A 26,974-nucleotide genomic window follows, 5' to 3' on the forward strand; every position below is an offset into this window, starting at 1 on the left:
GTGCGGGCGCCTCGGTGGTCGGCGGTGGCTGTAGGAGTTCCGCAGCGCGGATGTCACAGCGTCAGCAGAACTTTGGTGGCGCGGCGCTGGTCCATCGCGCGGTAGCCCTCGGCAGCGTCGTCGAGGGGCAGCGTGAGGTCGAAGACGTCACCGGGATCGATCTCGCCACGCATGATTCGGTCGATCAGGGCGGGCAGGAAGCGGCGCACCGGGGCGGGACCGCCGTGCAGGTGCACGCCGGAGAAGAACAGCTCCATGCCGTCGAGCCGCACGTCGTGGGCGACGCCCACGTAGCCGATGTGCCCGCCGGGGCGGGTTGAACGGATCGCCTGCGTCATCGACTCCTGGGTTCCCACCGCCTCGATCACCGAGTGCGCGCCGAGCCCGCCGGTGAGCTCCTTGATCCGGGCCACACCCTCGTCGCCGCGTTCCTCGACGATGTCGGTGGCGCCGAACTTGCGGGCCAGAGCCTGGCGGTCAGGGTGACGGCTCATCGCGATGATCCGCTCGGCCCCGAGTTGCGCGGCGGCCAGCACGCCGAGCAGCCCGACCGCGCCGTCACCCACCACGGCGACGGTCTTGCCGGGCCCGGCTTCGGCCGCGACCGCGGCGAACCAGCCGGTGCCGAGCACATCAGAGGCGGCCAGCAGATGCGGGATCTGCGCAGCGTTCGGCTCGCCCGCGACGGGAACGAGGGTGCCGTCGGCCAGCGGGATACGGGCCCGTTCGGCCTGGGTGCCGATCATGCCGATGGGCACGTTGTGCACGCAGCGGCTCTGGTAGCCGGCGCGGCAGATCTCACAGGTGTTGTCGGAAGCGAAGAACGACCCGACCACGAAGTCGCCTACCGCGACATTGCGCACGTCGGCGCCGATCTCTTCCACGACACCGACGTACTCGTGCCCCATCGGGGTGGGCCCGTTCAGTGTCTCGATGCCGCGATAGGGCCACAGGTCCGAACCGCAGATACAGGTCGCGGTGACGCGAATGACCGCATCGGCCGGTTCGATGATCCTCGGATCCTCCCGCTCCTCGACCCGCACATCCCCGGGAGCGTGCATAACGACTCCACGCATGATCAGTTCCTCCTTACCGTCGGTTCCGGATCACCCCCAGTGATGCCCAGTCAACCCCCGTGCACCCAGTACAGCCACGCCGACGTGCCGTCCGTGGGTCTAGCCACGGTGCTGCGGCGGAGGGCAACAGCGAGCGGTCGTCGATCGGCTACGCCTCAGGTCCGGCCGTGGCCCGCTTCTCGAGTACTCCGGCGAGGGCCGAGGCGATCATAGCGACCGCCCGATCATCGTCCTGGGCCGTTCGCCGCAGGATGCCCAGCGCGATGGTCCCCGGCATCTCGGCGAATGCCTGAGTCAGGCGTATCCGCACGGCGGAGTCCGCAGTGGGTGCGGCGAGTTCATCGGCCAGCGCGCTCATGATCCGGTCCGCGCACTCCGGATCCAGTGCCAGCGTGCCGAGCACCTCGGCCGCCTCGACGTCGTTCGCACCCTCGACCACCATGCCGACCAGCGCGGGCACGGCTGCGGTCACGCCACGCGTACCCGATGCCAGAGCCGCGTGCCTGCGCACTGTCGCGTCGGTGTCCTCGAGGGCGTCCGCGAGCAGCGAGGTCGCTTCGTCGCCGGGCATCTCGGCGATCGCCCGCACCGCGCGCCGCCGGATGTCGACGTTCTCGGAGTACACGCCGGATGCCACGCTCGCCACACCGTCACCGCCCGCACGCGCCAAGGCCCACCGCAGAGCCCCGGCCACGTTCGGATCGGATTCGGCGAGCACCGCCTCGGCCAGCAACTCCGGCGGAACCGGCACGTCCTCGGGCGGGGCCAGGACGGTTTGCTGGCGGCGCGCGGCGCTGGGTGAGTGGAGGCCGTGCAGCAGCTCGACGATGCGCAGGACGCCCTGCCAGCCGGTGGGCGCCGAGGCATCGACGGCACGCAGTCGCTCGAGCAGTTCCTGCTCGCGCCGCAATCGCTCCTCGGTCCGTCGGATGAGGTCGCCGACCAGCGCGGACGGTGTGAAGGCGGGATCCTCCAGGGCGGATCCGATCTGCCGCAGCGACAATCCCAGGGACCGCAGACTTTCCACGTGGAAGATCCGGCGGATGTCCTCGGCGGAGTACTCGCGGTAGCCCCCCACGGTGCGGCCGGTGGGCCGCACCAGCCCCAGGGAGTCGTAGTGCCTGAGCATCCGGGTACTCACTCCGGAACGGTGCGCCACCTCGCCGATCAGCACGCTGTTCCCTCGACCCGTTCCCGGCCGAGCGCGACGATCCGTTTCGCCTCGTCGACGGCCGGGTCGAAAGCGGCATCCGGGTCGTGCAGGAGCTGCTGGGTGGCGCGGGCATGCGCACGCACCGCCGGGTCCGCACTCGCCCGCGCGGTTCGCAGGGCGGGCTCGATCACGTCCCCGAGCGCGACGAGTGCCCGGCTGAGGCTCCGTTGCACATTCCGGTCACCGCGACCGAGTTGTGCGGCCAGTTCCACGACCAGATCTTCCTCCTCCCCGGCGGGCACGAGGACCACGGCGGCACACCACGCACTTCGCGCGACCTCGTCGTCGGCGTCGTGCAGCAACGACCGGGTGATCGCGGGCCACGAATCCCGGTCCCCGATCTTCGACAGCGTATGCAACGCCTGGCTTCGGGCCTGGGAGCGTTCGGACCGCAGCTCCGCGCGGAGTCTGGGCACCGTGATCTCCGCTGGGAAGCGCGTCAACGCCCAGGTGAGCATGTCGCGCACGAAGAAGTCGGGCTCGATCGCGCACCGTGCCACGAGCGCGTCGACGAAACCGTCGTCGGGGTGCGTGCCGACCGCCAGCGCCGCCTGGAGCCGCGTCGACGAGCCTCCGGCGGACAATGCTTCGAGCAGCCGCGTGGCGTGTGAATTCCTGTGTGCCGAGTTGATGGGGACCACCTCCTGCACCCAGTGAAGACCATGTCACAGTGTCAAGGTCAAGCGCGGGGCGATCAGCAGCTCGGCGGGAACCTCGGCTTTCGCCGATCCCCTCAGCGCTGGCGCCAGCTCAGCGGACCCGGCAGGTCGACACTGTTCTTCTTGCTGCGGGAGTTCCACGACCACGGGCCGATCTTGATACCCCACGAGGACAGACCCGATTGGGTGAAATTGAACTTCAGCGGTCCGAAGGATCTACGCTGACGGTACTTGATGGGCATGAGCGACCTCCCTGACTCGACCCCGGCTACGGAACCGGTTATCTCCCATTACTTTCCCTGGTCAGAAGAGACCAAACAACGACGAACCAGCCGCAACGGCAGCGGGGTGATCGCACGATCGCCCACGGCCCCGGGAACCGCCCGACGGTGCCTTCTGTACGCGAACCGAGCCGGTAGCGTAGCCGCGCGGCCTGGATAATGTTGACGGCCAATGGTTCTCCGGGGTGGAGGTGGGATGACACGGGTCTTCCTGAGTCATTCGAGTCGGGACAACATGCGCGCCGTCGCCCTCGTGTGTTGGCTGGGCGAGCAGCAGCCAGCGCTGGCGGGAAATTTCCTCCTGGACTCGGACCGAGAAGGCGGAGATCCCCCCGGGCGTGCGCTGGCGGGATGCGCTGCGGCGCGCCATCACTCGCTGCGAAGCGGTGATCTGCTTGACTTCCCGGGATTGGCATGCCCCACCGAGTGTGTAGCGGAAGATCTGACAGCGGAGAACCTGGCACGCGCATCTATTGCGCGGCACCGGAACCGGTGACCGATCTCGATGCCACCCGCGTGTGGCAACGCTGCGATCTGTTCGGCGACGGTCCCGTCACGGAGATTCCGGTCGACGGCTTTCCCGAACCGGTGCGCTTCCGTACCGAGGGCTTGCGCCGGTTGCCGGCCGGGTTGGGCGATGCCGGGATCGACGCCGGAATTCCCCCTGGCCGCCCACGAATGAGCCGGACAGGTCGCCGGATAGCGGCTCGCAACCGTTCGCCGCGGTGCATTTCGGTCGCGACGCGCAGATCAGGCAGGGCTTGGATCGCCTGCGCGTGGGATTCGAGCGGCCGGGTCGGAGTCGGTGTTCGCCGTGGTCGGCCCGTCGGGTACCGGGAAGTCGTTCCTGCGCGCCGGGTTGTTGCCGCGGTTGATGCGTGAGGACCGGCAGTTCCTCGTGCTAGGGCTGGTGCGGACGGAAAAGCACGCGCTCCCCGGTGCGGCGCACGGCTTGGCCGCTGCGATCCACGCCACCCGGGCTCGGCTGGGTCTGACCACGCCTGCGCTCGGGGATATCAAGGCCGCCTTCCCTGGAGACATCGCTCGGATCCGTGATCGGCTGCTCGAGATGCAGCATGCCGCGCGAGGCAGGCAGCTCGACGACGGGGCCGCACCTGCCGCGCGCGCCGACGAACACGCGCCGTTGACCATCGAGACCCAGCTGGTGGATCGGCTCTCGGCCGTCCGGGCGGAACGCGACGCTGCTACCGCGGCACCTACTGCGTCATGGCACCCGGCGCCGTACGCACGGCCCGAACCGGGACGACCGTAGCGGACCGGCCCTCCGCACCATCCAACGCGGCGCGGCTACGGCGAACCGCGCCCGCAGGTCCGGTGAGCGAACCCGGCGCGACGACCGAGAATGCCGCACACTGCTCCCATGACGACGCCCGAGACGCGAACAGGACCGATGTTCCGGTGGACCGAGGTCGGCACCGGCGGTGTGATCGCCCCTGGCGAGCGATTGACCTGGCCGCGCACGATCGGGATCGGGTTGCAGCATGTGGTGGCGATGTTCGGCGCCACCTTCCTCGTGCCGGTCCTCACCGGGTTCCCGCCGTCGGCGACGCTGCTCTTCTCCGGGGTCGGCACCCTGCTATTCCTGGTGATCACCCGCAACCGGCTGCCGAGCTATCTCGGTTCGAGTTTCGCGATCATCGCGCCGGTCCTCGCGGCCACCGCCTCCGACGGCATGGGTGCGGCCCTCGGCGGGATCGTCGTGGTGGGCGCCCTGCTGATCGTCATCGGCGTGGTGGTGCACTTCGCAGGCACGCACTGGATCGAGGCGCTGATGCCGCCGGTCGTTACCGGCACCATCGTCGCCCTCATCGGGTTGAACCTGGCACCGACCGCCGAAACGAACTTCGAGAAGGACCCGATCACGGCCACGGTCGTGCTCGTCCTGCTGATCTCGTGTCTCGTACTCTTCCGCGGATTGCTCGGCAGGCTGGCCATCGTCACCAGTGTCGTGCTCGGCTATCTGCTGGCACTCGCGCGCGGCGAGGTCGACACGGCGGCAATCGGGAACGCCGCGTGGGTGGGGCTGCCCGACTTCCACGCGCCGAGCTTCCACCTCTCGGTGATTCCGATGTTCCTGCCGGTGGTGCTGGTACTCGTGGTGGAGAACATCGGGCACGTCAAGTCGATCACCACGATGACCGGTATCGACTACGACCGGCGCATGGGCCGGGCGCTGGCGGCCGACGGCCTGGCGACAGTCCTCGCCGGCAGTGGCGGAGGCTCGGCGACCACCACGTACGCGGAGAACATCGGCGTGATGGCGGCGACGAAGGTGTACTCGACCGCCGCGTACTGGGTGGCAGGCGCCGCCGCCATCGCGCTCAGCCTCTCACCGAAGGTAGGAGCGGTGATCGCAGCCATACCGGCCGGTGTGCTCGGTGGTGTCACGACCGCGCTCTACGGCCTGGTCGGGATCCTCGGCGTGCACATCTGGGTGAGCAACCGGGTGGACTTCGGCACACCGATCAACCAGTTCACCGCGGCCATACCGCTGGTCATCGGCATCGCCGACTTCACATGGAAAGTAGGCGATCTCGATTTCGGCGGCATCGCCCTCGGCGCCCTCGCCGCGCTGGTGATCTACCACGCGATGCGGCTGATCGGGGGATGGCGCGGAACGGTCGAACCCCACCATGCGCACGACGAGGTGATTGAACCTCCACGCCCCGGGTAGACAGGAGTCGAACACATGTTCTGTCGAGCGTGAGGAGCGACGATGGTACAGCCGAAACCGGAAAAGGATCCGGACCAGTGGACCACCGGCGACGAACCGATGACCGGGCCGCAAGACTCCTACCTGCGCACCCTGGCCCAGGAAGCGGGTGAGGACGTGCCCGAGGGCCTGACCAAGGCGGAGGCGTCGCAGCTCATCGATGAGTTGCAGCAGCGCACCGGCCGCGGCGCCTGACCGGCCGGGCTCGCCGGCGCGCCCGAAGTGATCTTGCCGAGTCCTCCGATGGTTGGACAGGACTCCGGGCGGCCGGCTTGCCCTGGGTACCGACCAAGCGCGTCGAGTCCCTGACGAGGTGAATGCGCTTGCGGTCGGGAACGCTACTGCTGTAGGACGGACAGGACATTGCCCGCGGGGTCGGTGAACCAGGCGATCAACGGACCGCCTCCGCGGTGAATGCCTTTCTCGTCCTGCTCGGCGAATTCGTACCGTTCGAAGCGCACGTCGCGGCGCGTGAGTTCATCGACGGCCGCTTCGATATCGGGGACGGGGAAGTTCAATACGGTGAAGGTCGCGGGCGCATGGTCCGGCTTCGGATACACCAGGACCGTACCCCCGCCGCCGAGGTGCAGCTGGAGCATCCCGTTCTCCTCGGTGACTCGTATCCCGAGCGTCTCCGCGTAGAACCGCTTCGCCGCCTCGATGTCGTCCACCGAGAATCCACTGAACGCGCTGCTGTCGGTAAGCATCACTCGCTCCTCTCGGTCATCGCAGCCCGGTGCTGCTCATCGAATCGAACGTAGTCGCCATGGGAGTCGATCGGGGTGGCGAACGCACCGATATATAGATGCGCATATCTACGTAAAGTCATGAATCTGCCCTCCGGCCACGGCGGTCGGTCTGAGCCGGCTTCGCAGCCTGCGCAATGCCACACTGCCACCGGCGCCCCACGACGACCCGCGCCCGGTCGAGCCCCCGCCCCCGCCCCGGGAGAACTCGATCGGCACAACCGTATGGTGGCGCTGTCAGATGTTCAGCGGAGCGGTGGGCGGGAAGGTGACCGGCAATTCGGTCAGTGCCCGGTGGAAGGGACCCGGCCGCCAGTTCGGTTTCCGGTCAGGCAGATTCAGTTCGATCTCCGGCAGCGCGTCGAGAAGTTGGTCGATCGCCTCTTGTGCGATCAGATAGGCCAAGGATCGCGCCGGGCAGGCGTGCGGGCCGAGGCCCCAGGCCAGGTGGGAGCGATTGCCGGTCAGGTCGCCGGTACGGATAGCGGGATCGTTGTTGCACGCGGCCATGCTGATGACGACGGGCTGGTGCGCGGGCAGCCAGACGCCGTCGATGAGGATCGGGTGCCGGGGATAGGTGATCAGCAGGTTCGCCAGGGGCGGGTCGTTGAACAAGACCTCGTCCAGGGCATCGCGAGACGACAGGTTGCCGCCGAGGAAGCTGTCGCCGAAGCGCTCGTCGGTGAGGATCAGCAGCAGGGTGTTGGTGATCAGATTCAGCTCGAATTCGATCCCGGTTCCGTAGACCTGGGACACGTGGTGAGACGCCTCCACGTCGTCCAGCCGGGCGGAATGCTGGAGCAGGACCGAGGTGATGTCACGTTGCGGTTCGGCGCGTTTGAGTGCCACCAGTTTCATCAGCGCCTCCCCGAGCATCTGATTGCCCTTCTCGGCGTCGACCCCCTCGAGCAGGGCAGCGGTACCGGCGGCAACCTGCCCGCCGATATCAGGCGGGCAGCCCAGCAGATAGTTCACGACCTCGAATACGAGGGGGAACACATATTGGCGGATCAGGTCGGCATTGCCGTCCTGGCAGAAGGAGTTGATCAGCGGAACGGCCACTCCCTCGACGACGGCGTGGAGGGCGTACAGATCCACCTCATCGATGCTCGCGGTGATCGCCCCCCGGTAGCGGGTGAAGTCGGACCCGGTGCTGCGACTGGCCATGGGCCGCCACTCCAGGAGCGGGAGAATGGGGCAGTCGGCGGGGATGTTCTTCTGCCAAGCGCGTGGGTCGGCGGGGAAATGCTCGGGATCGTTGAGGATTCGCACCGCGGTGCCGTAACCGATCACCAAGGTGGCGGGCACGCCGGGCGCCAACTCCACCGGCGCCAGGGACCCGTACTGTCGGCGCATTTCGCGGTAGGCACGGTGCGGCTCGGCCGCGAACTCGGGCGAATACAGGGGCACCCGTGTGTCGTCCGCATCGATCGGCGAGCCGTGCACAACCGGGCACGACGACGCTGGAACCTCGGACTGCGGCGTACTCAAGAAGCAAACTCCCAAACTGTCGGTATGCACTGCACGATTGCTGATATACCGGCCCACCGCTCGAGCGAGGAGCGGGTCGCCGGGCTACGCCGGAACCGGTCGATGGTATAGCGCGCACGCATCAGCCTCGTCAGCGCACGAGAACGTGCTGATCAGAATGTTTTTCGGTCCCGCGCGGCCGGACTTCCGTCCGGCCGCTACACAGCGCTGGGCAGCGGAACAGAGTTCTATCAGACTCCGAGCGCATCCAGCGAATCGTGATCGTCTATGGCCGTGGTGATTCGCTTCAGCAGCGTCAGGCACGTCTCCACCGGTTGCATCTCGGGTTGGTACACCGCCCGGCCGATCGTGAACGCCCACGCCGCGTAGGCGAACATGGATTGTTGCCGGTAGGCCAGCCACGCGTCGTCGAAGGCCGGGGCCCGGCCGTCGAGGGGGCCGAGTTCGTCGAGGTAGGCCGCCAGCAGTTCACGGTCCCAGGCCCGGCGATCCTCGGGCTCGCATCCCGAGTTGACGGTGTAGGCGAAGTCGTGCGCCCAGCCGCCCCGCATCACCACCTGCCAGTCGACAAATCCCATTCGCCCGGAATCGGTTCGGTAGGTCTGGCCGATGTGCGGGTCACCGTGCAGGAGGGTCGGGGGCAGCTCGTTCGTCGCCTTGTCGATCGCTCGCTCGACACCGGCCCACAGCCGATCCGCTTGCCCGTGCAGCGCCTCGGGCACCACTTCCTCGGCCCGCCGCAGTCCGACCTCGCAACGCTTCTTCATGTCGATGGCGGCGAGATATGCCTGGAGGGCTTCGGTCGTGGTTTTGAGGTCCGTGATCGAAGGGTGGATCCAGAAGGCGCGGTGCAGCCGAGCGAGATTGCGCACCAGATCTTCGATCTGGTCTCGGGCGATCGGGGCGTTCGGCTCGATGAAGCGCGCACCGCGGGTCGAGGCGATGTCTTCCATCAGAGCGATCGAACGCCACGACCCGGCGTCGGCGGCGCCCCAATAGCCGAACGGGGCCTCGATATCGACCTGCGGACGGAAGTCCCTGAAGAAACGGGTTTCACCGTCGATCATCTGCCCGCCGCCGAGCAGAATCCGCTGCGAGAAGGCTGTTGTCGTCTTCGCGAACAGATCGGTCGGCAAATTCGCCTGCTTGCCCGCGTCGTTGTACTCCACGCGGATCGCTACGCGAGTGGACGTTCCGCGGCTGCCGTCGGAGGTTTCGAACGAGAGCACCTCGGCCCCGGGGACATCGCGGCACAGGACGGCCGTCAGCCACTGCGGTGTCACCGTTTCGCCGGACACCGGGACGTCGTCGATGTCCCGGGCCTTCGGCCGGAAGATCTTCTCGCCCATGATGTGAGCACCGACCGTGACGGACCGTCCGAGCAGCCAGAGCTTGTGGTTCATTCGCTTGCCTCGATTCCGGAATACGACTCGACCGCCCGGGCGACCGGATGCCTGGCGCACGGGCCCGCAGGACAGTAACCCATCCTCCCGAAAAGCCCTTCCGACGATGCGATCGCCGAACCCCGTCGGCGAGAACGGCTCCGGGCTGACATGCGGATGAACCCCACCGCACTTCTCACCCGTGGGATGAGGAGCCGTCCGCGTCACCTGAGACGGCCGCGTATCAATCGCGCCGAGCGGACCTCGCGGCCTGCGCCGCGTCCTTCTCCGCCTCGTCGAGTTTGCGGGTGTCGCGCGGTTCGGCGAAAGGCTGCATGTCCTCCGGCAATCCCTGGGCGATGGCTTTGCCATGGTCGAGTTCGGCGTTGATCTCGGCTCCCAGCAACAGCGCGATGTTGGTCAGCCACAACCACACGAGGAAGATCACGACACCCGCCATCGACCCGTAGGTCTTGTCGTAGGAGGAGAAATTGGCGATGTAGACCGCGAACAACGCCGAGACGATCAGCCAGATGAGGACCGCGATGACACCGCCGGGGCTGATCCATTTCACCCCGCCCTGCCTGGCGTTCGGGCTGGCCCAGAACAGGATGGCGAGCAGCACCGACAGGAGCGCGAACAGCACCGGCCATTTGGCGATGTTCCAGAGCGTCACCGCGGTGTTCCCGAGTCCGAGGAAATCGCCGATCTGCTGGGCGACCGGCCCGCTCGCCACCACGATGGCGGTGCTGATCACCAGGAGGATCACCGCGATGAGGGTGACGCCGAGCCGGATAGGCGTGGTCTTCCAGATCGGGCGCCCCTCCCCGATGCCGTAGACGACGTTCGAGGCGCGCATGAACGCCGCGACGTAGCCCGACGCCGACCACAGCGCGATGGCGAGACCGAATATCGCTCCGAGGCCGGCGCCCTGCTTGTTGGCCTGGGCTTGGGTGATGAGCGTGTGCACGAATTCCGCGCTCGATCCCGGCGCGATCTGCTGCGCTTGGTTCATGAGTTCCTCGGCGGCATTCGGCCCCAGCAGCCCGAGCAGCGAAACCAGGACGATGAGGCCCGGCACGATCGACAACACCGCGTAATAGGTGAGCGCGGCTGCGAGGTCGGTCAAATTGTCACGCTGGAACTCCCTGCCCGCGCGTTTGATCACCGCGAGCAACGATGGTTTCGACAGTTCGGCCGGGCTGCTCGGCTCGTTCGGGTCCAGATCCGGCCGGGCTCCGGTATCCGTCGCGCGGCCTCGCGCCTCGACGCGGTTGCGCGTACTCGACGAGTCGACAGCCTCGTCCTCGTGCCGGTTCGGTCTGCCGCGATCTGTAGCCATGTCGATTCGCCTCGCTCGAACGCATCTCTCGGTCACGCGCGTGCAGGTGCCAGCACTTCCGCGCTGAACGAGTGGTGCCCGAAGCAGCAGTTCTGAAACACCCGGGCCCCGTCGCCTCCGGTGACTTGGAGATCCGAGGTCGTTCGGTCGGGGCGCAGCACCGTGGCACAACGCCGACCACGCGATCAGGAAACTCGCGCACCATCGCGATTCCACACCGGGCGAGCGCCCAGCTCACCCGCGGCGTGCGCTAGGGTTCGAACCCGTGTCCAAGCTGCGGCGGCGCGTGGCCGAGGCTGCGGAAGCGGCTCTGGCCCAGCGCAAATACGTGTCGGCGGTCGATGTGTTCGCCGTTCTGGGGTGGGTGCGATCCAGTCATGTCGATCGCTGGCGGCAGGGGCAGGTGCCGTCGTTGGAGCAGGTCACGGCGGTGGACGGGCGGCGGATGCACGATGCGGCGCAACTGCTGGGCGAATGGGCCCGTGAGCGCGACCTCACCGCGAGTACAGCGGCGTATCTGTCGGGCGGGCGCGATCGCGAGGCGCTGCGGTTCGTCGACACCGGAGAAGACGAGGTGTTCCGGGTGCACTGGCTGTCGGGAAAGCTCACCCCGGCGCAGCGCGAACAGGTCGTCCGACGCCAGAACCGCGCCCCGGATCTGACGGTTGTCGAGGCCGCTGAGCCGTGGACCTGCACCGAGTGCGCCGAGACCGGCCCGTATCTGATCACCTCCGCCGCCGGACCGCTGTGCCTGACGTGTTCGGACCTCGACCATCTGGAGTTCCTGCCCGCCGGGAACGCGGCGCTGAGCCGACGCGCCAAGAAGGAGAGCCCCCTCGCGGCCGTCGTGGTGCGCTTGAACCAACGGCGTAAGCGCTACGAACGGCTCGGCATCCTCGTCGAGGAGGCCGCCCTGACCCGCGCCGAACAGCAATGCCTGGCCGACGACGATGCCCGCGCCCGCCGCCGCGAGCGCGACGGCGTCCGCCGCGCCGCCCAGGACGTCGAATACCGCGCCCGCATGTCCGACGAAATCCGACGGCTGTTCCCCGGCTGCCCCACCGATCGTGCCGCCGAGATCGCCGAACACGCCGCCGCCCGCGGCAGCGGCAGGGTAGGCCGCACCGCCGCAGCCAAACTCCTCTCCCCCGAAGCGCTCACCCTCGCCGTCATAGCCTCCATCCGCCACGCGACACCGACTACGACAACCTCCTCATGACCGGCATCCCCCGCAGGGAGGCCAGGGCCCGGATCCGCCCCACCGTCGACCACGTGCTCGAAACCTGGCGCGGCTGAGACGCGGCCACGTCACCCGAGGAGCGGGAACCGCCGCCCCATCGTTCGGTATGCCGACCGAGGAGCCGGGTGGACCGCGTCAACAGGCCTACCGCCGACTCCGCCACGCCTGTAGGGCCGCTGCCGTCAACACGTCGCCGTGGCCCACACAGACGACGTCGACATCCAACCGGGTCAGCCGGTGGGCGGCCGCCTCGACGGCGGCGCTGTCCAGGTTGAACACACCCGCCATGGTGACACCGCGGACATTGGCGAGTGTGTCACCGGTGAACAGCACGCGGTGACGCGGCAGATGCAACGCCACACTGCCCTCCGTGTGGCCGGGGACGGCCAATACTTCCGCGCCGCCGCCGAAGTCGAGTACCTCACCATCGCGCAATTCGCGGTGCACGGGGGCCGGGCGCGGAGGCGGGCCCAGTTCCAGGGCGTCGGCGATCGGACGTTCCCAGTCGCGCAGCGCAGGCGCCGGTTGCGGACGTTCGCCCCGCACGATGTCGGCATCGGCGTGATGGACCCAGATCTCCGCTCCCCACTCGGCGAGATCGGCCGCCGACCCGATGTGATCGTCGTGGGCGTGGGTGAGAATCACGCGCCGTACTCGGTCGGTGGTGAAGCCCAGCGCAACGAGACCTTTTCCGATCTCTTCGGCCGCGCCGGGTAGCGCGCAGTCGATCAGCGTCACCTCCGCACCGTCGTTCCACACATAGACGTTGAGGTCGTTCACCTCGGGGAACCGCAGCACCGAAAGCTGGGGCGACACAGGCACTATTTCCACACGGCGAAGCTACCCGCGGCAAGCCGCGATACCCGCTCGATCTGCTTCAGGCGGAAAGACAACACCTCGGCGTCGACAATCTGTTACGCGGTAGCGGCTCTCTGATCCCGTCGGCGACCTGCCCGGGATCGGCGTCGTCCAGCACCACCGCCGCCGATTTTCCGCCCAGCTCGAGGCTCACCCGGCGCAGCGCAGGCGCGCAGGCGGCGGCGACTTGCCGTCCCGCGGCGGTGGAGCCGGTGAACGACATCTTGTCCACGCCGGGGTGGGCGACGAGATGGGCGCCGAGGCTCGTCAGCAGGCCGGTGATGGAGAGTTGCCGAGTAGAGCCAGGTCGACCGTCTCGGCCATCGCACGGTAGCCGGCGAGGCTGGGATGCAGGCGATCCGGGCTGGCGTAGTCATTTCGCAGCACGGACGGGTTTGCGGGGTCGCGCAGGGCGGCGTCGAAGTCGACGATGCCGTCGGCGAGGTTCTGGGTGCGTATCCAGGCGTTGATCTGCTGCCGGTCGGTCTCGCTGCGGGGTGCCAGAAGTACACCGTCGACGAGGGCGTCGGAGGCGGGAAGCAGTGTGCCCAGCCAGATCTTCTTGCCGTGCCCGTGTGCGGTGGCGATGAGTTTCTCGTAGCCTGCGATCATCTGGGCGGCTCCGGCGGGCGGCGGCAGGCCGAGATCGTTGATGCCTTCTTGGACGAGAACCCCGCTGACACCGGACCGAGCGAGCGCGTCGCGCTCGAAGCGCGCCAGCCCGCTGGGGCCGAGCAGAAGCGGCTCACCGCTGGTGAGCACGCGATTGCTGCCGATTCCGGCGTTGACCACCGAGATCGGAATGCCCGCGGCGTCCAGTCGGCGTTGCAGCACGTCGGGATAGCGCCCGTTGGTGTCGGCGACCGCGCGATCCACCGGCACGCTCAAAGCGGTCGCCCCCACGAAACCGTCGGTGATGGAGTCACCGAACGCCACCACCGCACGGGTATCGGAGGGTGCGAGAACGTCCAGAGCGGTGACATACAACCAGGAACCGGTGGTGGAGCCGAATCCGTCGGCGCCTGGCCGCCCGGTGAGATCACCGCTACCGGCGGGCGCGTAGAACGAGGTGGCGTTGGCGTTCCAGTGCTTGGTCGGCGGCCCCGCCGGATCGGGAACATAGATGCTGACCGTCAACGGGGCGAACGCCGAGACATCGAACGACACCGGGTCGCTGACGACATCGGCTCCGGCAGGCAAGGTGATCGCTGCCTGCCCGCCGAACAGCACCGGCACCGGGTTCGCCACCGCCGCGCCGGATGCCTGGTCGGCGATGCTCACCCGTCCGAATGTGACCGGCGTCAGCCCGAACCGGTTGGTCAGATGCACACGCAGTCGCGATCCACCCAGGTGCGGAGTGATGACCATCCGAAAACTCTGATCGTCGACCGCGACCGGAATCGGCCCTCCGGCCGCGTCGAGGGGAGTCACCGAATCGGTGGGGCTGGCCGTCCACGACGCCACGAAATGCTCCCCCCGACACTCGGGAGGCTGCGCCCGAGCTGTCGCGGTATCCCCCACGACGGCCGCGGCTCCGGCCGCGAGCAGGACAGCGACCAGCGCCACCCCGCACATGCGGGTGCGTCGCCGGAGTCGCTTGCCGGGGAGGATCCCGACCGAAGTCGCAGGAGCCGTTGCAGAAGATTTCACGATGATCACCGCTCCGTCGAGGGAAGCTCGCGCGTCAGATCCGGGTGCCGATGTCGCGGGCGACGATATTGTCCATGGCGCGTTCGGCGACCGCGGCGATGGTCATCGACGGGTTGCACGCCGCGGTGTTGCCCGGCATCAACGCTCCGTCGAGGACGTAGAGCCCCGGTTGGTCGTGCACGCGGCCGTCGAGATCGCAGACCACGCCCATCCCCGCCCCACCCAGGGGATGCCAGGTCGAGGGGAACAGGGCATTGGTGTCGAGCAACATGCCGTCGGGTCCGGCGATCCGGTGGACGGCGGGGCCGATGTGATTGTCCTGGATGTAGCTGTCACCGTCGGCGGGCCAGTGCAGGATCGCGTCGTCGCGTGCGGAATCGTAGGTGAACGTACCCCGTCCGTCGCTGACGCCGTATCCGACCATCATGGTGCTGCGAGGGTCCAGCGACAAAGGCGGAATGGATGCCTGGATCACCGTGTGGGCGGCGTGCGGATCGTCCCAGTTCTTACTGCCGTAGACCACCGGCCCACCCTGGGGAGCGCCGAATTCGGCGGAGGGATCGGTCCAGACATAGATACGGTCGGCGTTGGAACCCCAGCCCTGGCCCAACCCGTCCGGCAGATCACGGATGAGCCCCTTGGCGCCCGCGCGCACCAGCAGGCGAGTGGTGTTGAGACTGCCCGCCGCCAAGATCAACGCGCCGGTGGTGAGGACCTTGTTCTCGACCACCGCGCCGGTGGTATCCAGGCGCTGCACATGCACGATCCACCGGCCGTCGGATGCGCGTTCGACGTCGGTGACCTCGTGCAGGGTTTGCACCCGCACCAGACCGGTGGCCTCCGCGGCGGCGATATAGGTGACATCGACCGAATGCTTGCCGCCGTTGTTGACGCCCATCGCGCCGTCACCGTTGGTGTAGGACGGTTTCATCTCCCCGCGCAACTCGGCCAGCGCGAAATCCCAATCGATGGGCATCGGGATCTTCGACAATGGCATCCCCGCCCGCTGGACACGATCGGCGAAAACTCGTGCGGCCCGGTAGTTGTCGCTGGCGATCAGCTCGTCGGGCGCCTCGGCCAAGCCCAGCATCCGGGCCACTCGCGGATAGTGAACCTTGTTCATCAGTGCCCAGTCCAGTTCCGCTGGGAAATGGGTGTCGAATACCTCCCGCGTGGGCTGTAGCGACATTCCCTGGTAGACGAGGGAACCGCCACCGACGCCCGACGCGCACAGGGCGGTCATGTTGACTCCAGGCACCGCTTCGACCAAGCCGGTGTAGGGCTCGAACACCATCGGCCGCCCGAACAGATTCGGGCTGGAGCGATACCACAGCAATCGCTTGTCCGGTGACGAGGCGCGGGGGAACGTTTCGGCATTCGGTCCGGTGGTCCAGCGCATCCCGCGCTCGAGCACGGTCACGGGGACACCCGCTCGAGCCAGGCGCAGGGCACTGACTCCGCCACCGAAACCGGAGCCGACCACCACTACGCGGTGCTCCTCGTGGGTCAGCGCGACGTTGTTCACCTGTGCGGCGGCAGGCACGGGTGTGCGGGCGGCCAAGGCAGCGGCACCGGTCGCGGCGATACCGGTCAACACTGACCGGCGCGAAATTGCTGGCATTACAGATCCTTCGGTGGCGAATACATGTCGAACCACGTCCTGAGCGTCGTGCGAGCCGGGCTTCCGACTGCCGGATCAGGTGGTGTGCGCGTGGCAAGGCGATCTCCGCCGCGAGCCGGGTGCGGCCGGCTCGGGCGGTCGGAGATCTCGGTCAGCGCCGATTCGAGCCCGGCGCCAGGGGCGGTCAGTCGAAAGTGCAGCCGGTGACGGGTTTGTCCGCGAGGCGATCGAGCAGGTAGGTGATCGCGTTGTCCGGCCCGAAGCCGTCGATCATCTCCGGCCCGAAATGATTCGGGATAGTGGCCCCCGGAAGGATCGGCGGCAGATCATTGGTGCGGAAAGTCACCGTGGCACCCTTCGCGCACCAATCCTCGGCCAGCTGACGCGCTTGACCGTAGGGGACCGTGTCGTCGTTCAAACCGCTGGTGATCAACACCGGCGACGCCGGGGTGAGATTACCGACCCGCAACTCGGCCAGGGCGGGGCCGGCCTCGGGAATCGCCGCCAGATGCTCACTCAGCGAACGGCCGTCATTGGTGAGCGAACTCGTCTTCATAAAGGGGTGACGGGTGATGATGTCGCCGATGCACTCATCGCTGAGCGTCTCCAACATCGCCCGCCCCGCGGGCGTGGTCACCCGATCGACAGCCTTGTTCAAGTCCGGGTACCGCGCGAGCAGACCATTGATCGCGAACCCGATGGCACCACCGATCAACGCCCCGTCGATACGTTCCAGGATCGCCGCCAGGTCCGCCACCGGCCCGCCTGCCCAAGTACCCTTGATGTTGAGTTCCGGTGCGTAGTCCGGTTGCATCTCCGCCGCCGCGGCGGTCGCACCGCCGCCTTGCGAGTAACCCCACAGCACCACCGGGGTCTCCGGTCCCACACCCGCCAGGTCATGGGCCGCGCGCACCCCGTCGAGCACCGCGTGCGCGGCCTCGATCCGGTTGGCGTAGGTATGAATTCCCGGCGTGCCCAGACCGATGTAATCGGTCACCAGCACTCGCGCACCCAGCCCGCTCCACACCACCGAAGCCGGAAGTTCCTGATTCGCCGACAAACTCGGCGAAGGATCGGCGAATACCGTCAACCCGGTGGAGAACGCCACCGACATCGCACATCGATCACCCTGGCCCGACGTACCAGGAGCGATCACCACCGTCGGACGCGGACCCGGCCCCTGCCACGGTCCCGTCGCATCGATGAACGTTCCGGACACCGCCACCGGGGACCCGTCCTGCAACCGCGAGGTGTACATGACGTGCTGCGCCTTGCCCGGCCACCCCTTGTCCGTTGGCAGCGTCGCGAACAGCGCCATCGGCGCGGTCTTGATGATCGCGCCTCGTTCCGACGGGATCTGCGCGGGCGGAAGGTAGAAATCTCCGACCGGCGCGGCCGCGGCCTCCCGCGTGTCTACTCCCACCACGGTCACAACGGTGACGCACACCGCGGCCACCACCACCGCCACCGGAGCGGCCCAGCGCCAACCCCATCGGGAACGCCCATGCTGTCGTTGCATCGATCAACTCTCCGTGAACTCCACCCGGCACCGTCGCCGGGTGTCCTGCGTCGCAATAGCCGATTGACATGAACTACGTCACAGCGTGCAACCTACGGAACGGTAACACGGTTACTCGAAAGTTGGAATCGCGTCATCGCCATCCCCCGAAGGTCGGCGAGAAATCGGTCCGAATAGGTCGACACGGGCGGCCGACCGGGCTGAGGTCTGCCCCGACCGGAGCCACGGCCGACAACCCACTACGGAACAGCTCGATCCCGCCGACCGCGGCCCCGGTGATCGTCGCGGCATGCAACGCCTGCGCTTTGAACGCTCGCGCGGCGGTACTCAATCGGTGCAGGACCGGATCGACCCGATGTCCGGACAGGGACGGCCACCCCTCACCCCACACGACCACTTCCACACCGCCGTCGTCCAACGCCTCGAGCAAGTCCCGGCGCGCGCGGCGATCGTTCGCGCAGATACTCGCACCGGCAGCCAGCGCGTCCGGCCGACGCCCCTCCCCCGACGGGGCGAGCGCGGACTCGAGTGGCACCACCTTCGCGCCCAGGATGCGCAGCGGGCGGGTATCCGACATGTCCGCGACGAGCACTGTCACATTCCAGCCCGCCGCCGCACGATCGAACAGCCAGCCACCGGCGTGCTCGACGGCATCGGCAACGCTGCTCGCGACCACGTCGAGTCGATATCTCCGCATCACCGCCCCCTCGGCTCGGGTGGTACGCACAGCGAGCCGACCACCGCCTCGCGACTACCGATTCCCATCCAGCCGCCACCACCACGGCCACCGCCGCCGCGATCCGACCGGCCCGCGCTCGCGCTCGCGCTTCCGACGAGACGTTGCTGATACATCAAATGACTCCCCAGAACTCCACCACCGCGACTTGCCGCCGCGAGTGACCCAGATCGCAAAGATGATGTCCATCACAGTGTGAACCACGGCACAGTAACACAGTTACTCTCGGCGGATCGGAACTTGCCCATGGGAGAAATGAGGGCATCGGGCGAGTTCGGAGACCTCGGTGTGGCCTGCGTCCTTCCTTGCGACCGGGATTGCCTCGAGGAGTTCGGTGTACTCGGCTCGCCGTGCTGTCGGTCATCGCGGGACAGCGACAGGGGCGGAGGGGCCGCCGTATGGGTGGGGATGGACAACGGCCCGATCGGCGGGGGCTCAGCAGTCTCCAGCGATCACCCCCGTCGATATGACGGCTCCCGCCCGCCGCACCGACCGGCTCTGCGCACCAGGCAACGGTCAGCGTGGTCGGCCGCAAGTGAGGCTTCGAGCGTGGAGTTTCGGCAGCGCTGCCGGTCCTGCTCAGCGAGTCACCCCGAGCAACGCTTGCCCGTCCACAGTGGCGACCACCTCGGTAACCTCACCGATTCGATCACCGCGCCAGCAACGCACGGGGAGGCAGTGACCGGCGCTCGGCCGGATCTCGCCCCCGGCGATCCTCGACGATCGACAGCACCGAGAGCCGGCACCGGCGGAACCCGACCGGCGGGCGGTGTTCGTGAGGCCCACCTGCGCGCCGACGGAGGAGCAGTGGCCGCGGTTTGCGCACGCACCGGCATCCGGGAGGGCGCGCGGGGCAGCCGACAGCCCGGTTCCGCCGAGCCGGAATCAGGACTCCCCCGCTACGAGATCGGCTCCGCCACACGGCGATACGTGGCACAGTGAAAGATATCGATCGATTCGATCATGAATTTGTATCCGAAGTGAAGATCAAATGGTGTTACCTCGGCACAATATATCGTTTGCCAACTATTAACGGTGATTATCCCCACAATAAGAGAAGTGGATTTATAGATCTCTTTTTCCTAACGTTGCTGGTGCACGCCCTATGGCGTCGTTATCCAACTGTGAAAGGAAGCTTCGTACATGTTCTCTCGCAAGGCCCTGATCGCCGCCAGCAGCATCTCCGCCGCCGCCCTGTTCTTCGGCCCCGTCGCGGTGGCCTCCGCCGCCGGTGCAGGCGCCGCCGGTTCCGCTGCCACCGGCTCCGCTGCCACCGGTTCCGCCTCTGGTTCGGCCGACGGCGGCTCGTCCACCGGTTCCGCTGGTTCGTCCTCCGGTTCCGCCATGCTCGACTCCGGCAGCTCGGCACTCGACGGCGGCACCTCCGCGATCGTCAACATCATCGATGCGATCACCGGCGTCCGGGACCTGAACCAGCCCCAGCCCGCCGCCTGATCCGGTCCCGGTAGATCACCACTTTCTCCGAGCCACCGCTCGGGACCGGCACTTCTTCTCACCGCCACGCTGCGCATCAGCGATGCACGCACCATTGCAGTGTATTTGCCAGATTTTGAATATTCATTCGACGTGCCAGCGTAGCCACGGCGGATGAACCCCGGCGATTACATTTGCCTGCCAAGGAGATCGCAGCTTCACGCGATGAGCGCGAGGCTTCCTTGATCACCGACTGCGGAACCCGTGGGCGAACTCGAATCCACTCGCTACCGGAACCGCGGACACGATGGACCGGCGCCACGGCCGACCGGACGATCGCCGTGATGGCCCACTTGGCGCCACACTTCATTCCGCCGGCACCACGACCAGCCCGAACACCACGTCAGATCCGTGACATTTCGTCGGGCCGGTGTCAGCTGGGCTGACGACAGTTTCGCTGTGAACAGCCCGGCAACCGCACCTCGTTGGAGATCCCGAATGACCGACCACGATTTTGCATACGACCTCACGCTGGACGAGGCACGACGGCGCAGAGCCGTCCTCGCGGCACTGGGGGACGACTGGGATCCGGTCACGGTGCTCGCCGAGGAAGATCTGGCGTACGACATGCTGTACTCGAATCTCGATGATGAGCAGCAGCGAATCTACGACGAACTCGTCCGAGCCGGGATCCTGCCCGAACGGACGACGCGCGATACCGCCAACTGATCTCACAGCCGAGCACAAACCACGGTTGGTTGTGTCACCCCGTTTGCCGATCCGGATTGCGGTTGCCGGGCATATTTCTTCGGCGCCGCGGGCCGCGGCATGATGGAGCGGGGCCGGTTCGGGCTCGAGCAGTACTGATCTTCCGCTGCTGTCCTGGTCGAAGATCTGCGGTGCGGTCAGGGCGCACATGCCCGATGCAGAGTCCACGATCCACGCTGATTCTCATCGGCATGTCGAGCGCCGGCGAAAGATATTCGACCGAACCGGCCGCACAAAGGCCGGTAGCCAGTAGGCGAATGTCAGCCTGTCGTCCACGCATTCGGCACCGACGGCAACGTCCGCGCCACCGCCTTCAACACCTGGGCCCGAGCCGGGTTCAGGTAGACGCTGGTGGGTTCGGATGTGGAACGCTGCTGATACGCAGGAGAGCGACCCCGTCTTCGAGTCCGACAGCGAGTTCGGCGTCCCCTGTCGAACACATGCAGGTGATGTCGGCGCCGAGGTCGAAGCCTGTCAGATGTTCACCGGATTGTAGGTGCACCATCCGCAGCATCCTGCCGAATGCCACTGCTACGACGACGCGGCCGTCTTCGAACCCTATGGTCGCCATGTGGCAGGTCGCCGACGCGTTCATGAAGCGACCGGGGTCGCAGTCGATCGCTGGACCTACTGCGATGCCGGTCTTCGGATTCCGCAGTCGCAGCGTCCAGTCGTCTGTATTCGTAGTGGCCAGAAGTTCTCTCCCATCCGGCAGGGCCACGGTGGCAAGTGCTGACGCCCGGCCGATCCGCCAGCTTCGTAGGCCGTGAGGTAGGCCGCGAATCGTCGGGCGGCATAGGCGCAAGGTGCGGTTGACATCTTTGGTGGCGAGCACCACCTGACCGTCGTCCAACCTGGTCGCCGCAGTCGAGGCCGTGGCGGCCGTCCACTCGATAGGCCCACTCGGTCGGGTCCGGACTCGCTCGCCTGTTATCGGATCCCATAGCCGTACGGTGACGCCGCTAGTGGTTGCGACGAGTGTTCGATCGGGCGCGTATGGCACGGCTGCGATCGCAATGATCCGATCGTGGTGGCCTGCCGGAGGGTTTCCTGTCTGCTCCCCTGTGGTCGGGTCCCAGATCAATATCGAGTTCCGGTCATCTGCTGTGATCAGCAGCGTCCGCCCGTCATGGTGGGGTACGGCCGCTATCGCGGCGATTCGGGCAGTGTGTCCGGTCAGTGGTCGCCCTACCCGCTGCCCTGTAGTCGGATCCCAGATCCGCATCGTATTCCGGTCATCCGCTGTGACGAGCAGAGTTCGCGCGTCTTTACGTGGAATAGCCGCGATAGCCGTCACCGCATTGGTTTGCGCGGCCAGCGGCTGTCCCATCGGATCCCATACCCGGATCGTTTTGTCGTCGCCACCGGTAGCGAGGAGCGTTCGTCTATCACGGAGCGGCACAGCCGCGATCGCGGATACCGCTCGGTGGTGGCCGATCAAGGGTGTGCCCACGAGCATTCCGGCGTTCAGATCCCACAAGCGGGTGGTCTTGTCGACACCGCTGGTCGCCAGAAGAGTTGGTCCGTCGGGCACGGGGACAATTGCGGCGTTCTTGACGGAACAGGTATGACCGGTGAGGGTTTGCCCGATCGGCTTTCGGGTAGCCGGATCCCACATCCGTGTGGTGGTGCCGCCGGTGACAGCGAGTGCGATGCGGCCATCGGGCAACTTCACGGCCGTCAGTGCGCACACCCAGCCGACGTGTCCGGACAGGGGTTCACCGATCGGTTCGGAACCGCTCAGATCCCACAGTCGCACTGTGGCGCGTTGTCCGGCGCCGGGTAAACGCAGCGAACGACGATCCTCCGCTCGCGGAACGAGAGTGACGACCGCCTCCACCGCCCCGGACGGGCCGACGACCCGTTGGCCGAGACCCTCACCTGTTTCCAGATCGAACCATCGCAATGTATCGCCCGCGCCCACGCCGGTGGCGAGTACGGTCTGTCCATTCTGCAGTCGTATGGCCACAATCGCGGTGACGGCACCGACATGTCCACTCAACGGTGTACCGACCATGCTGCCGGTTTCAGGATCCCACCTGCGAACTGTCGTGTCCGTACTGCCGGTGGCCAGCAGGGGCCGTCCATCGGCGCCGGGAATCACCGCCACAGCGGTAACAGCACCGTCATGCCCGACCAAGGGCGAACCGACCATGTCGCCCGTCATGGGATCCCACAGCCGCACAGTCGCGTCCGTACTCCCGGTGGCCAGCAGGGGCCGTCCATCGGCGCCAGGAATCACCGCCACAGCGGTAACAGCACCGTCATGCCCGACCAAGGGCGAACCGACCATGTCGCCCGTTATCGGATCCCACAGCCGCACGGTGCGGTCCCTGCCGGCACTGGCCAGCAGGGTCCGCCCGTCCTCGACCTGCAGTGCTGCGATCGACAAGATTCCGTCGGTGTGTCCGGTCAGGATCCGGTGGGGCTGCCGCGGACGCAGGACAGCCCAGCCGAGTGCGACTTTCCAGGGATGCGTGCCGATGCCGGAGTTGCGATAGTGGCCGGTGTGTCGCGCGGTTGCGAGTTGAATCGCCGGCAGTCTGTCACCGCTATCGAGTCCTCGCAGGGTGGCAGCAACAGTCAGGATGCCGCCGATCGCTGGTGGAAGGGTGAAAAGACCGAACGCGGCGCGAAGGATGTCACGAGCGATCGCCTCTGGGTCGAGCAGCGTCAGAAGGTGAGTGTGCGAGTCGAGCAGGTGCCACGCAGGCTCTCCTCCGACGGCAGCGTGGCCCGAGAGCAGGTAGGTCACGTACGGGTTGAGCGCTGCCTTTCCGGACGAAAGCGAATCTTCGCACGAGTCGATGATCGCTCGTAGCATCGCCCGATGTATTTCGCGGTCCCGATCGGTGGGGATGGTCTCGTCGGTGAAGAATTCGGTGAATGCGCGGTGGGCGAGCCGGTAGACAGTTTGACCGTGTTCGCGGTCCGCCACGATGTAGGGAGCCGCATCGGTCAGCAGCGCCGTAATGTCGTCCAGGCTGATCAGCGCCTCAGGCGCCAGCACCCTGGCGCAGGTCGCCCAGATGCCCCCGGCCGCGGGCATACCGCGGCCACGCCCGTAGGCGAGAGCCTGCAGCAAAGGGGAATAGGCCGACGCCCGCCGCGACAGACGGGTGACTGCGATTCCGAACAGGTCCTTGTGGCTGCCGCCCAACAGCCCGGACCATGTGGCAGGGTCGCGCCAGACGCGATCGGCGACCACTTCATGCACGGCCAGACGCGCGAACAGGAAGCCGGGGGCACGGTCTCCGAGTCGCGCGGCGAAAGCCTCGATGTCGAAAGAGCGGGGCAATGTCCCGGCAGCGGCGGCCCGCTGTAGTCGCGATGTCGCGTATTCGCGAACTGCGGCACCGTCATGACCGACCACCAACCGTGCCGCCGGACCTAGCGCATCGATCAGATCGTTGTCACTCGCACCGTGGTCGGGGTCATCGCGAGTGCCGGCACGAGTTCCCACCAGTACCCGCACACCTGGCGTAGCGGCAACCGCGGCCAGGAGCCTCGCGACAGTGAAAGCATCGATGGCTTCATCGAGGGCATCGACCAGAATTGTCAACCGCTGCGGGTGCTCGGAAAGTTTGCCGGCGAGCCAGGCGACGGCCTGGCCGATCTCCTCCGGTGGCCGTTCGTCGACACCGGTGGCCCGGGCCATGCGAGTGATCACCTCGACGGCGGTGGCGCCGGTCAGATGCAGGACGGCATCGAACGCCGCGGGGGGCACGATCGGGGTGTCCGCGCCGTCGGGCAGGAGCTCGATGCGACGTAACGCGGCACACAGGCGCGGGTTCGCCGCCACCACCATGTGCCCGAGAAGAGCGGATTTCCCTACCCCGGCCGGGCCGGTGATCACCAGCATGCTGTCGCTGTCGTCAGTGGTCAGCCAACCGACGATGTCACCGACCTCGCGATCACGGCCGACGAAGAACCAGGACTGCTCGACCAGCACAGCCTGCTCGACTCCGAGGTCCCCACCATGCGCTTTGGGAAGAAAGTGGCGTCGCTCGTCCTCGGTCAGCGCGGCCAGCGCCGCTTCGAATTCCGCACTCACATCCAAGGGCACATTGATCGCAGGCGTCTGCCGCCGACGCAATATCCTGCCGGTCAAATGTTGACGCGCGACAGTGCCACCGGAACTTTCGAATTCGTCGGCAAGGGCGGTGAGCGGAACATCGAGCCCACGGTGGGTTCCGTTCAGAACATTGCTCATCACCTCCCGGATGCGCCCCAGATCCGTCGCGCCCTCGCCTGACATTCCCCCGACCAGAAGCACAGCCACCTTTGCGACACCGCGCGTGGAGAGTTCGAAACTCAGGTTGCTGATGAACCTGGACGATCGGCAAGCCTCTATCAACACCAGCACCCATGAGCCCGGCGCACTGTGGTCACGGTCCTCGATCGCATCGGCGAGCCGCGCCGGTGAGATCCCATCCGACCTCACCTGCGCGTCACTATGCGCGTGCACCAAACTCGCCGATATGCCGTCCGACCAGCCGTGGCCCACCCAGTACAACACCGACCCCACCGCCCGGCCGGCCGACCACTCCCGCAGCCGAGCACTCGCCTCGTCTCCCCCACGCGCAGCCATGTCGACATCCCAGTCGACACAATGAGCATCGAAGGCGCGCAGAAGCTCTGCGACCTTTTCGATTTCGTCGTCGACTTCAACCGGGTCGTGGTTGTCATAGCTGCCGAACCCGACAGGGAACAGCTCGACTTCCTCAATCATCGATCGCGGTGGTGGGGTCGACGGCGAGGAAGAGTTGGGTGACAGGGCTGGTGCCCGAGCCGTCGACCGAGACCCGATACGCCCCTGCTCGATACACCGTCGCCGGGAGAACGATCTCACCGTCACGGCGGGCCGCGGTGACGGTATCGACGCGACGGCCGGTGTCGGCATCGAACAGCGTGGCGCGCACACCGCTCGGGCGCTCCACACCGGATACCTTCACGAGGAACTCGGTACCGATGTCGACGACATCCGGTGCGACGATGCCGATCTCACCAGGTCCGGCCAAGCGGGGGCCGCGGTCGCGGTCGGCGTGGCGGAGGACATCGATGACGAAGGTGATCGTCTCGTCCGACACCGCGATCGGCCCGTGCTGCTGCGGCAGCGAGAAAACCGCCGAATCCGTCAACGGCACAGCGGCATTCCTGGGTACCGTACCGTCGCCGAATCCAGGACTGCGGATTGGGAGGCCGGTGTCGAGGTCACGGGCCACGTCCCCGTCGTTTCCTGGAGTGAAGGTGTGAAACAGCGGCTGCGGGCGTCCATGATCGAGGCCGACGCTGCAAATCGTTGGTTGGGCGACGCCGATCACCGGCCGGTGTCCCGGCAACACCACCGACGCTACCTGTGCGCGGTCGGCCGACGCAGCGGCGGCAAGCTCGACGTCGGCGCCGATCCCGGCCATATCTTCCTGCGTCAGTCTGCGTACAGTCGTGCCTTCATCGATGCAACGGTAGCCGGGTAGCAGGTCGTAGACCCCAGCCATGGTCACAGCGATCGCCTGCAACCGGCTCGCCGGCACCGGGGCACCCTCTCCCGTACCCAGCATCACCACTGCTTTGGCGGCACCTTCGAAGGGCGTGCCAAGGGTGATCACCGAGCTGACATCATCGAGGGCACCCGGGATCGCGGCGGCATGCTGAGCGACCAGCCCACCCATCGAATGCGCAACCACCACAACCTTGCCCGCGGGACGGTCGGAGAACTCCCGCCACCACCGCACATGCGTATCGATCGCCTCCGCGAGCAATTGTGCGTTCGATTTCACCGGGAGCCGCCAGTCGTAGGCGAACTCCAGCACCGCTCGCGGATGCCGCACCACGTTCCGCAGCGCCGCGACGAGCTTGGTGTATGGCTCGATACCCGCGAACACCGGACACACCGCACAGACTCGCAACAATCCCCGCGGCCGCACGAACCCCGGTCCCTCCGCCGCCAGTGCCAGCGGCGTCAGGGCTTTCGTGGGAGCTGTCCACATCCGGGCCAGCAGGCGGGCTTCATTCCCCACAGCAACTTGCCGGTTGCGGTGTCGACCAGCTCCGAGCCCATAATGCCCGGCACCACAACCACCGCGTCTTCCACTGCCTGTCCGACCGGACGGCCTGCATCCCAAAACGACCGCCCACCTACATACGCGGGCGGGGAAACCGTCTCAGCGACCGGGAATTGGAACACCACCGACGCCCCCTGGTTCCGATCTCCTGGAGCGCGT

General features: G+C 67.0%; 20 protein-coding genes and 3 pseudogenes. 6 read left to right on the forward strand and 17 right to left on the reverse strand.

Features of this window, described 5'->3' with window-relative positions; all coding sequences use genetic code 11:
* Positions 1-53 precede the first annotated feature (53 nt).
* The 4 genes from ABZ803_RS01190 to ABZ803_RS01205 all read right to left on the reverse strand — a co-directional run bounded on the left by ABZ803_RS01190 (position 54) and on the right by ABZ803_RS01205 (position 3,190).
* Entirely contained in the window at positions 54-1,076 is a 1,023-nt protein-coding gene (locus ABZ803_RS01190) for a zinc-dependent alcohol dehydrogenase family protein (RefSeq protein ID WP_357031114.1), read from the reverse strand.
* Between the two features lie 148 nt (positions 1,077-1,224).
* Positions 1,225-2,250, reverse strand: coding sequence for a MerR family transcriptional regulator (locus ABZ803_RS01195; protein ID WP_357031117.1), 1,026 nt, complete (start codon positions 2,248-2,250; stop codon positions 1,225-1,227).
* Entirely contained in the window at positions 2,244-2,930 is a 687-nt protein-coding gene (locus ABZ803_RS01200) for a HEAT repeat domain-containing protein (protein WP_357032598.1), read from the reverse strand. The genes ABZ803_RS01195 and ABZ803_RS01200 overlap by 7 nt, the downstream gene beginning before the upstream one ends.
* A gap of 92 nt (positions 2,931-3,022) precedes the next feature.
* Complete coding sequence (locus ABZ803_RS01205; protein WP_083863484.1) at positions 3,023-3,190, reverse strand: DUF4236 domain-containing protein; 168 nt, start codon at positions 3,188-3,190, stop codon at positions 3,023-3,025.
* 844 nt (positions 3,191-4,034) lie between these two features.
* On the opposite strand from ABZ803_RS01205, the gene ABZ803_RS01210 reads away from it, so the two are divergent.
* From ABZ803_RS01210 to ABZ803_RS01220, 3 genes are all read left to right on the forward strand, one after another.
* Complete coding sequence (locus ABZ803_RS01210; protein WP_357031121.1) at positions 4,035-4,502, forward strand: hypothetical protein; 468 nt, start codon at positions 4,035-4,037, stop codon at positions 4,500-4,502.
* A gap of 138 nt (positions 4,503-4,640) precedes the next feature.
* Entirely contained in the window at positions 4,641-5,924 is a 1,284-nt protein-coding gene (locus tag ABZ803_RS01215; protein WP_357032601.1) for a solute carrier family 23 protein, read from the forward strand.
* A gap of 42 nt (positions 5,925-5,966) precedes the next feature.
* The gene (locus tag ABZ803_RS01220; RefSeq protein WP_357031124.1) at positions 5,967-6,158 is read left to right on the forward strand and encodes a DUF3072 domain-containing protein; all 192 of its coding nucleotides are present in this window, start codon (positions 5,967-5,969) and stop codon (positions 6,156-6,158) included.
* Positions 6,159-6,301: 143 nt separating this feature from the next.
* On the opposite strand, the gene ABZ803_RS01225 is transcribed toward ABZ803_RS01220, so the two are convergent.
* The 4 genes from ABZ803_RS01225 to ABZ803_RS01240 form a co-directional block, all read right to left on the reverse strand.
* A complete protein-coding gene (locus ABZ803_RS01225) occupies positions 6,302-6,670 on the reverse strand; it encodes a VOC family protein (RefSeq protein ID WP_357031127.1) in 369 nt (122 codons plus the stop codon).
* Between the two features lie 276 nt (positions 6,671-6,946).
* The gene (locus tag ABZ803_RS01230) at positions 6,947-8,200 is read right to left on the reverse strand and encodes a cytochrome P450 (protein WP_357031130.1); all 1,254 of its coding nucleotides are present in this window, start codon (positions 8,198-8,200) and stop codon (positions 6,947-6,949) included.
* Between the two features lie 230 nt (positions 8,201-8,430).
* The gene (locus ABZ803_RS01235) at positions 8,431-9,603 is read right to left on the reverse strand and encodes an aminoglycoside phosphotransferase family protein (protein ID WP_357031133.1); all 1,173 of its coding nucleotides are present in this window, start codon (positions 9,601-9,603) and stop codon (positions 8,431-8,433) included.
* Positions 9,604-9,826: 223 nt separating this feature from the next.
* On the reverse strand, positions 9,827-10,924 hold the full coding sequence (locus ABZ803_RS01240) for a YihY/virulence factor BrkB family protein (RefSeq protein ID WP_357031136.1): 1,098 nt from the start codon (positions 10,922-10,924) through the stop codon (positions 9,827-9,829).
* Positions 10,925-11,945: 1,021 nt separating this feature from the next.
* Between ABZ803_RS01240 and ABZ803_RS01245 the strand changes: the two are divergent.
* A pseudogene (locus ABZ803_RS01245) lies at positions 11,946-12,220 on the forward strand (DUF2293 domain-containing protein).
* Positions 12,221-12,308: 88 nt separating this feature from the next.
* Here the strand turns inward: ABZ803_RS01245 and ABZ803_RS01250 are convergent.
* The 6 genes and pseudogenes from ABZ803_RS01250 to ABZ803_RS01275 form a co-directional block, all read right to left on the reverse strand.
* Positions 12,309-12,995, reverse strand: coding sequence for an MBL fold metallo-hydrolase (locus tag ABZ803_RS01250; protein ID WP_357031139.1), 687 nt, complete (start codon positions 12,993-12,995; stop codon positions 12,309-12,311).
* Between the two features lie 100 nt (positions 12,996-13,095).
* A pseudogene (locus tag ABZ803_RS01255) lies at positions 13,096-13,287 on the reverse strand (aldehyde dehydrogenase family protein); the annotation flags it as partial.
* 2 nt (positions 13,288-13,289) lie between these two features.
* Complete coding sequence (locus tag ABZ803_RS01260; RefSeq protein WP_357031142.1) at positions 13,290-14,486, reverse strand: GDSL-type esterase/lipase family protein; 1,197 nt, start codon at positions 14,484-14,486, stop codon at positions 13,290-13,292.
* Between the two features lie 220 nt (positions 14,487-14,706).
* The gene (locus tag ABZ803_RS01265) at positions 14,707-16,293 is read right to left on the reverse strand and encodes a GMC oxidoreductase (RefSeq protein WP_357031145.1); all 1,587 of its coding nucleotides are present in this window, start codon (positions 16,291-16,293) and stop codon (positions 14,707-14,709) included.
* Positions 16,294-16,477: 184 nt separating this feature from the next.
* Positions 16,478-17,812, reverse strand: coding sequence for a lipase family protein (locus ABZ803_RS01270; protein WP_357031148.1), 1,335 nt, complete (start codon positions 17,810-17,812; stop codon positions 16,478-16,480).
* A gap of 133 nt (positions 17,813-17,945) precedes the next feature.
* Positions 17,946-18,509 carry a hypothetical protein gene (locus ABZ803_RS01275; protein WP_357031150.1) on the reverse strand — a complete coding sequence of 188 codons (564 nt, stop codon included), beginning with the start codon at positions 18,507-18,509 and terminating at the stop codon, positions 17,946-17,948.
* A 1,182-nt stretch (positions 18,510-19,691) separates the two neighbouring features.
* Here ABZ803_RS01275 and ABZ803_RS01280 point away from each other — a divergent pair.
* Together ABZ803_RS01280 and ABZ803_RS01285 are read left to right on the forward strand one after the other, a co-directional pair.
* A complete protein-coding gene (locus ABZ803_RS01280; RefSeq protein WP_357031153.1) occupies positions 19,692-20,003 on the forward strand; it encodes a hypothetical protein in 312 nt (103 codons plus the stop codon).
* Between the two features lie 477 nt (positions 20,004-20,480).
* On the forward strand, positions 20,481-20,711 hold the full coding sequence (locus ABZ803_RS01285; RefSeq protein ID WP_357031156.1) for a DUF6400 family protein: 231 nt from the start codon (positions 20,481-20,483) through the stop codon (positions 20,709-20,711).
* A gap of 111 nt (positions 20,712-20,822) precedes the next feature.
* Here the strand turns inward: ABZ803_RS01285 and ABZ803_RS01290 are convergent.
* The 3 genes and pseudogenes from ABZ803_RS01290 to ABZ803_RS01300 all read right to left on the reverse strand — a co-directional run.
* A pseudogene (locus ABZ803_RS01290) lies at positions 20,823-20,900 on the reverse strand (ferredoxin); the annotation flags it as partial.
* A 187-nt stretch (positions 20,901-21,087) separates the two neighbouring features.
* On the reverse strand, positions 21,088-25,482 hold the full coding sequence (locus tag ABZ803_RS01295) for a hypothetical protein (RefSeq protein WP_357031159.1): 4,395 nt from the start codon (positions 25,480-25,482) through the stop codon (positions 21,088-21,090).
* A complete protein-coding gene (locus ABZ803_RS01300) occupies positions 25,475-26,770 on the reverse strand; it encodes a hypothetical protein (RefSeq protein WP_357031162.1) in 1,296 nt (431 codons plus the stop codon). The genes ABZ803_RS01295 and ABZ803_RS01300 overlap by 8 nt, the downstream gene beginning before the upstream one ends.
* Positions 26,771-26,974: the final 204 nt, after the last annotated feature.

Origin of the sequence: Nocardia sp. NPDC047648, from assembly GCF_040642815.1 — a bacterium.
GTDB classification, from domain to species: domain Bacteria; phylum Actinomycetota; class Actinomycetes; order Mycobacteriales; family Mycobacteriaceae; genus Nocardia; species Nocardia gamkensis.

What these genes read in the sequence shown, in the direction of transcription:
- ABZ803_RS01190 (WP_357031114.1), bottom strand. Translation starts at nt 1,076, where the DNA reads ATGCGTGGAGTCGTTATGCACGCTCCCGGGGATGTGCGGGTCGAGGAG.
- ABZ803_RS01205 (WP_083863484.1), bottom strand. Translation starts at nt 3,190, where the DNA reads ATGCCCATCAAGTACCGTCAGCGTAGATCCTTCGGACCGCTGAAGTTC.
- ABZ803_RS01215 (WP_357032601.1), top strand. Translation starts at nt 4,641, where the DNA reads ATGTTCCGGTGGACCGAGGTCGGCACCGGCGGTGTGATCGCCCCTGGC.
- ABZ803_RS01220 (WP_357031124.1), top strand. Translation starts at nt 5,967, where the DNA reads ATGGTACAGCCGAAACCGGAAAAGGATCCGGACCAGTGGACCACCGGC.
- ABZ803_RS01225 (WP_357031127.1), bottom strand. Translation starts at nt 6,670, where the DNA reads ATGCTTACCGACAGCAGCGCGTTCAGTGGATTCTCGGTGGACGACATC.
- ABZ803_RS01235 (WP_357031133.1), bottom strand. Translation starts at nt 9,603, where the DNA reads ATGAACCACAAGCTCTGGCTGCTCGGACGGTCCGTCACGGTCGGTGCT.
- ABZ803_RS01240 (WP_357031136.1), bottom strand. Translation starts at nt 10,924, where the DNA reads ATGGCTACAGATCGCGGCAGACCGAACCGGCACGAGGACGAGGCTGTC.
- ABZ803_RS01265 (WP_357031145.1), bottom strand. Translation starts at nt 16,293, where the DNA reads ATGCCAGCAATTTCGCGCCGGTCAGTGTTGACCGGTATCGCCGCGACC.
- ABZ803_RS01270 (WP_357031148.1), bottom strand. Translation starts at nt 17,812, where the DNA reads ATGCAACGACAGCATGGGCGTTCCCGATGGGGTTGGCGCTGGGCCGCT.
- ABZ803_RS01275 (WP_357031150.1), bottom strand. Translation starts at nt 18,509, where the DNA reads ATGCGGAGATATCGACTCGACGTGGTCGCGAGCAGCGTTGCCGATGCC.
- ABZ803_RS01280 (WP_357031153.1), top strand. Translation starts at nt 19,692, where the DNA reads ATGTTCTCTCGCAAGGCCCTGATCGCCGCCAGCAGCATCTCCGCCGCC.
- ABZ803_RS01285 (WP_357031156.1), top strand. Translation starts at nt 20,481, where the DNA reads ATGACCGACCACGATTTTGCATACGACCTCACGCTGGACGAGGCACGA.
- ABZ803_RS01295 (WP_357031159.1), bottom strand. Translation starts at nt 25,482, where the DNA reads ATGATTGAGGAAGTCGAGCTGTTCCCTGTCGGGTTCGGCAGCTATGAC.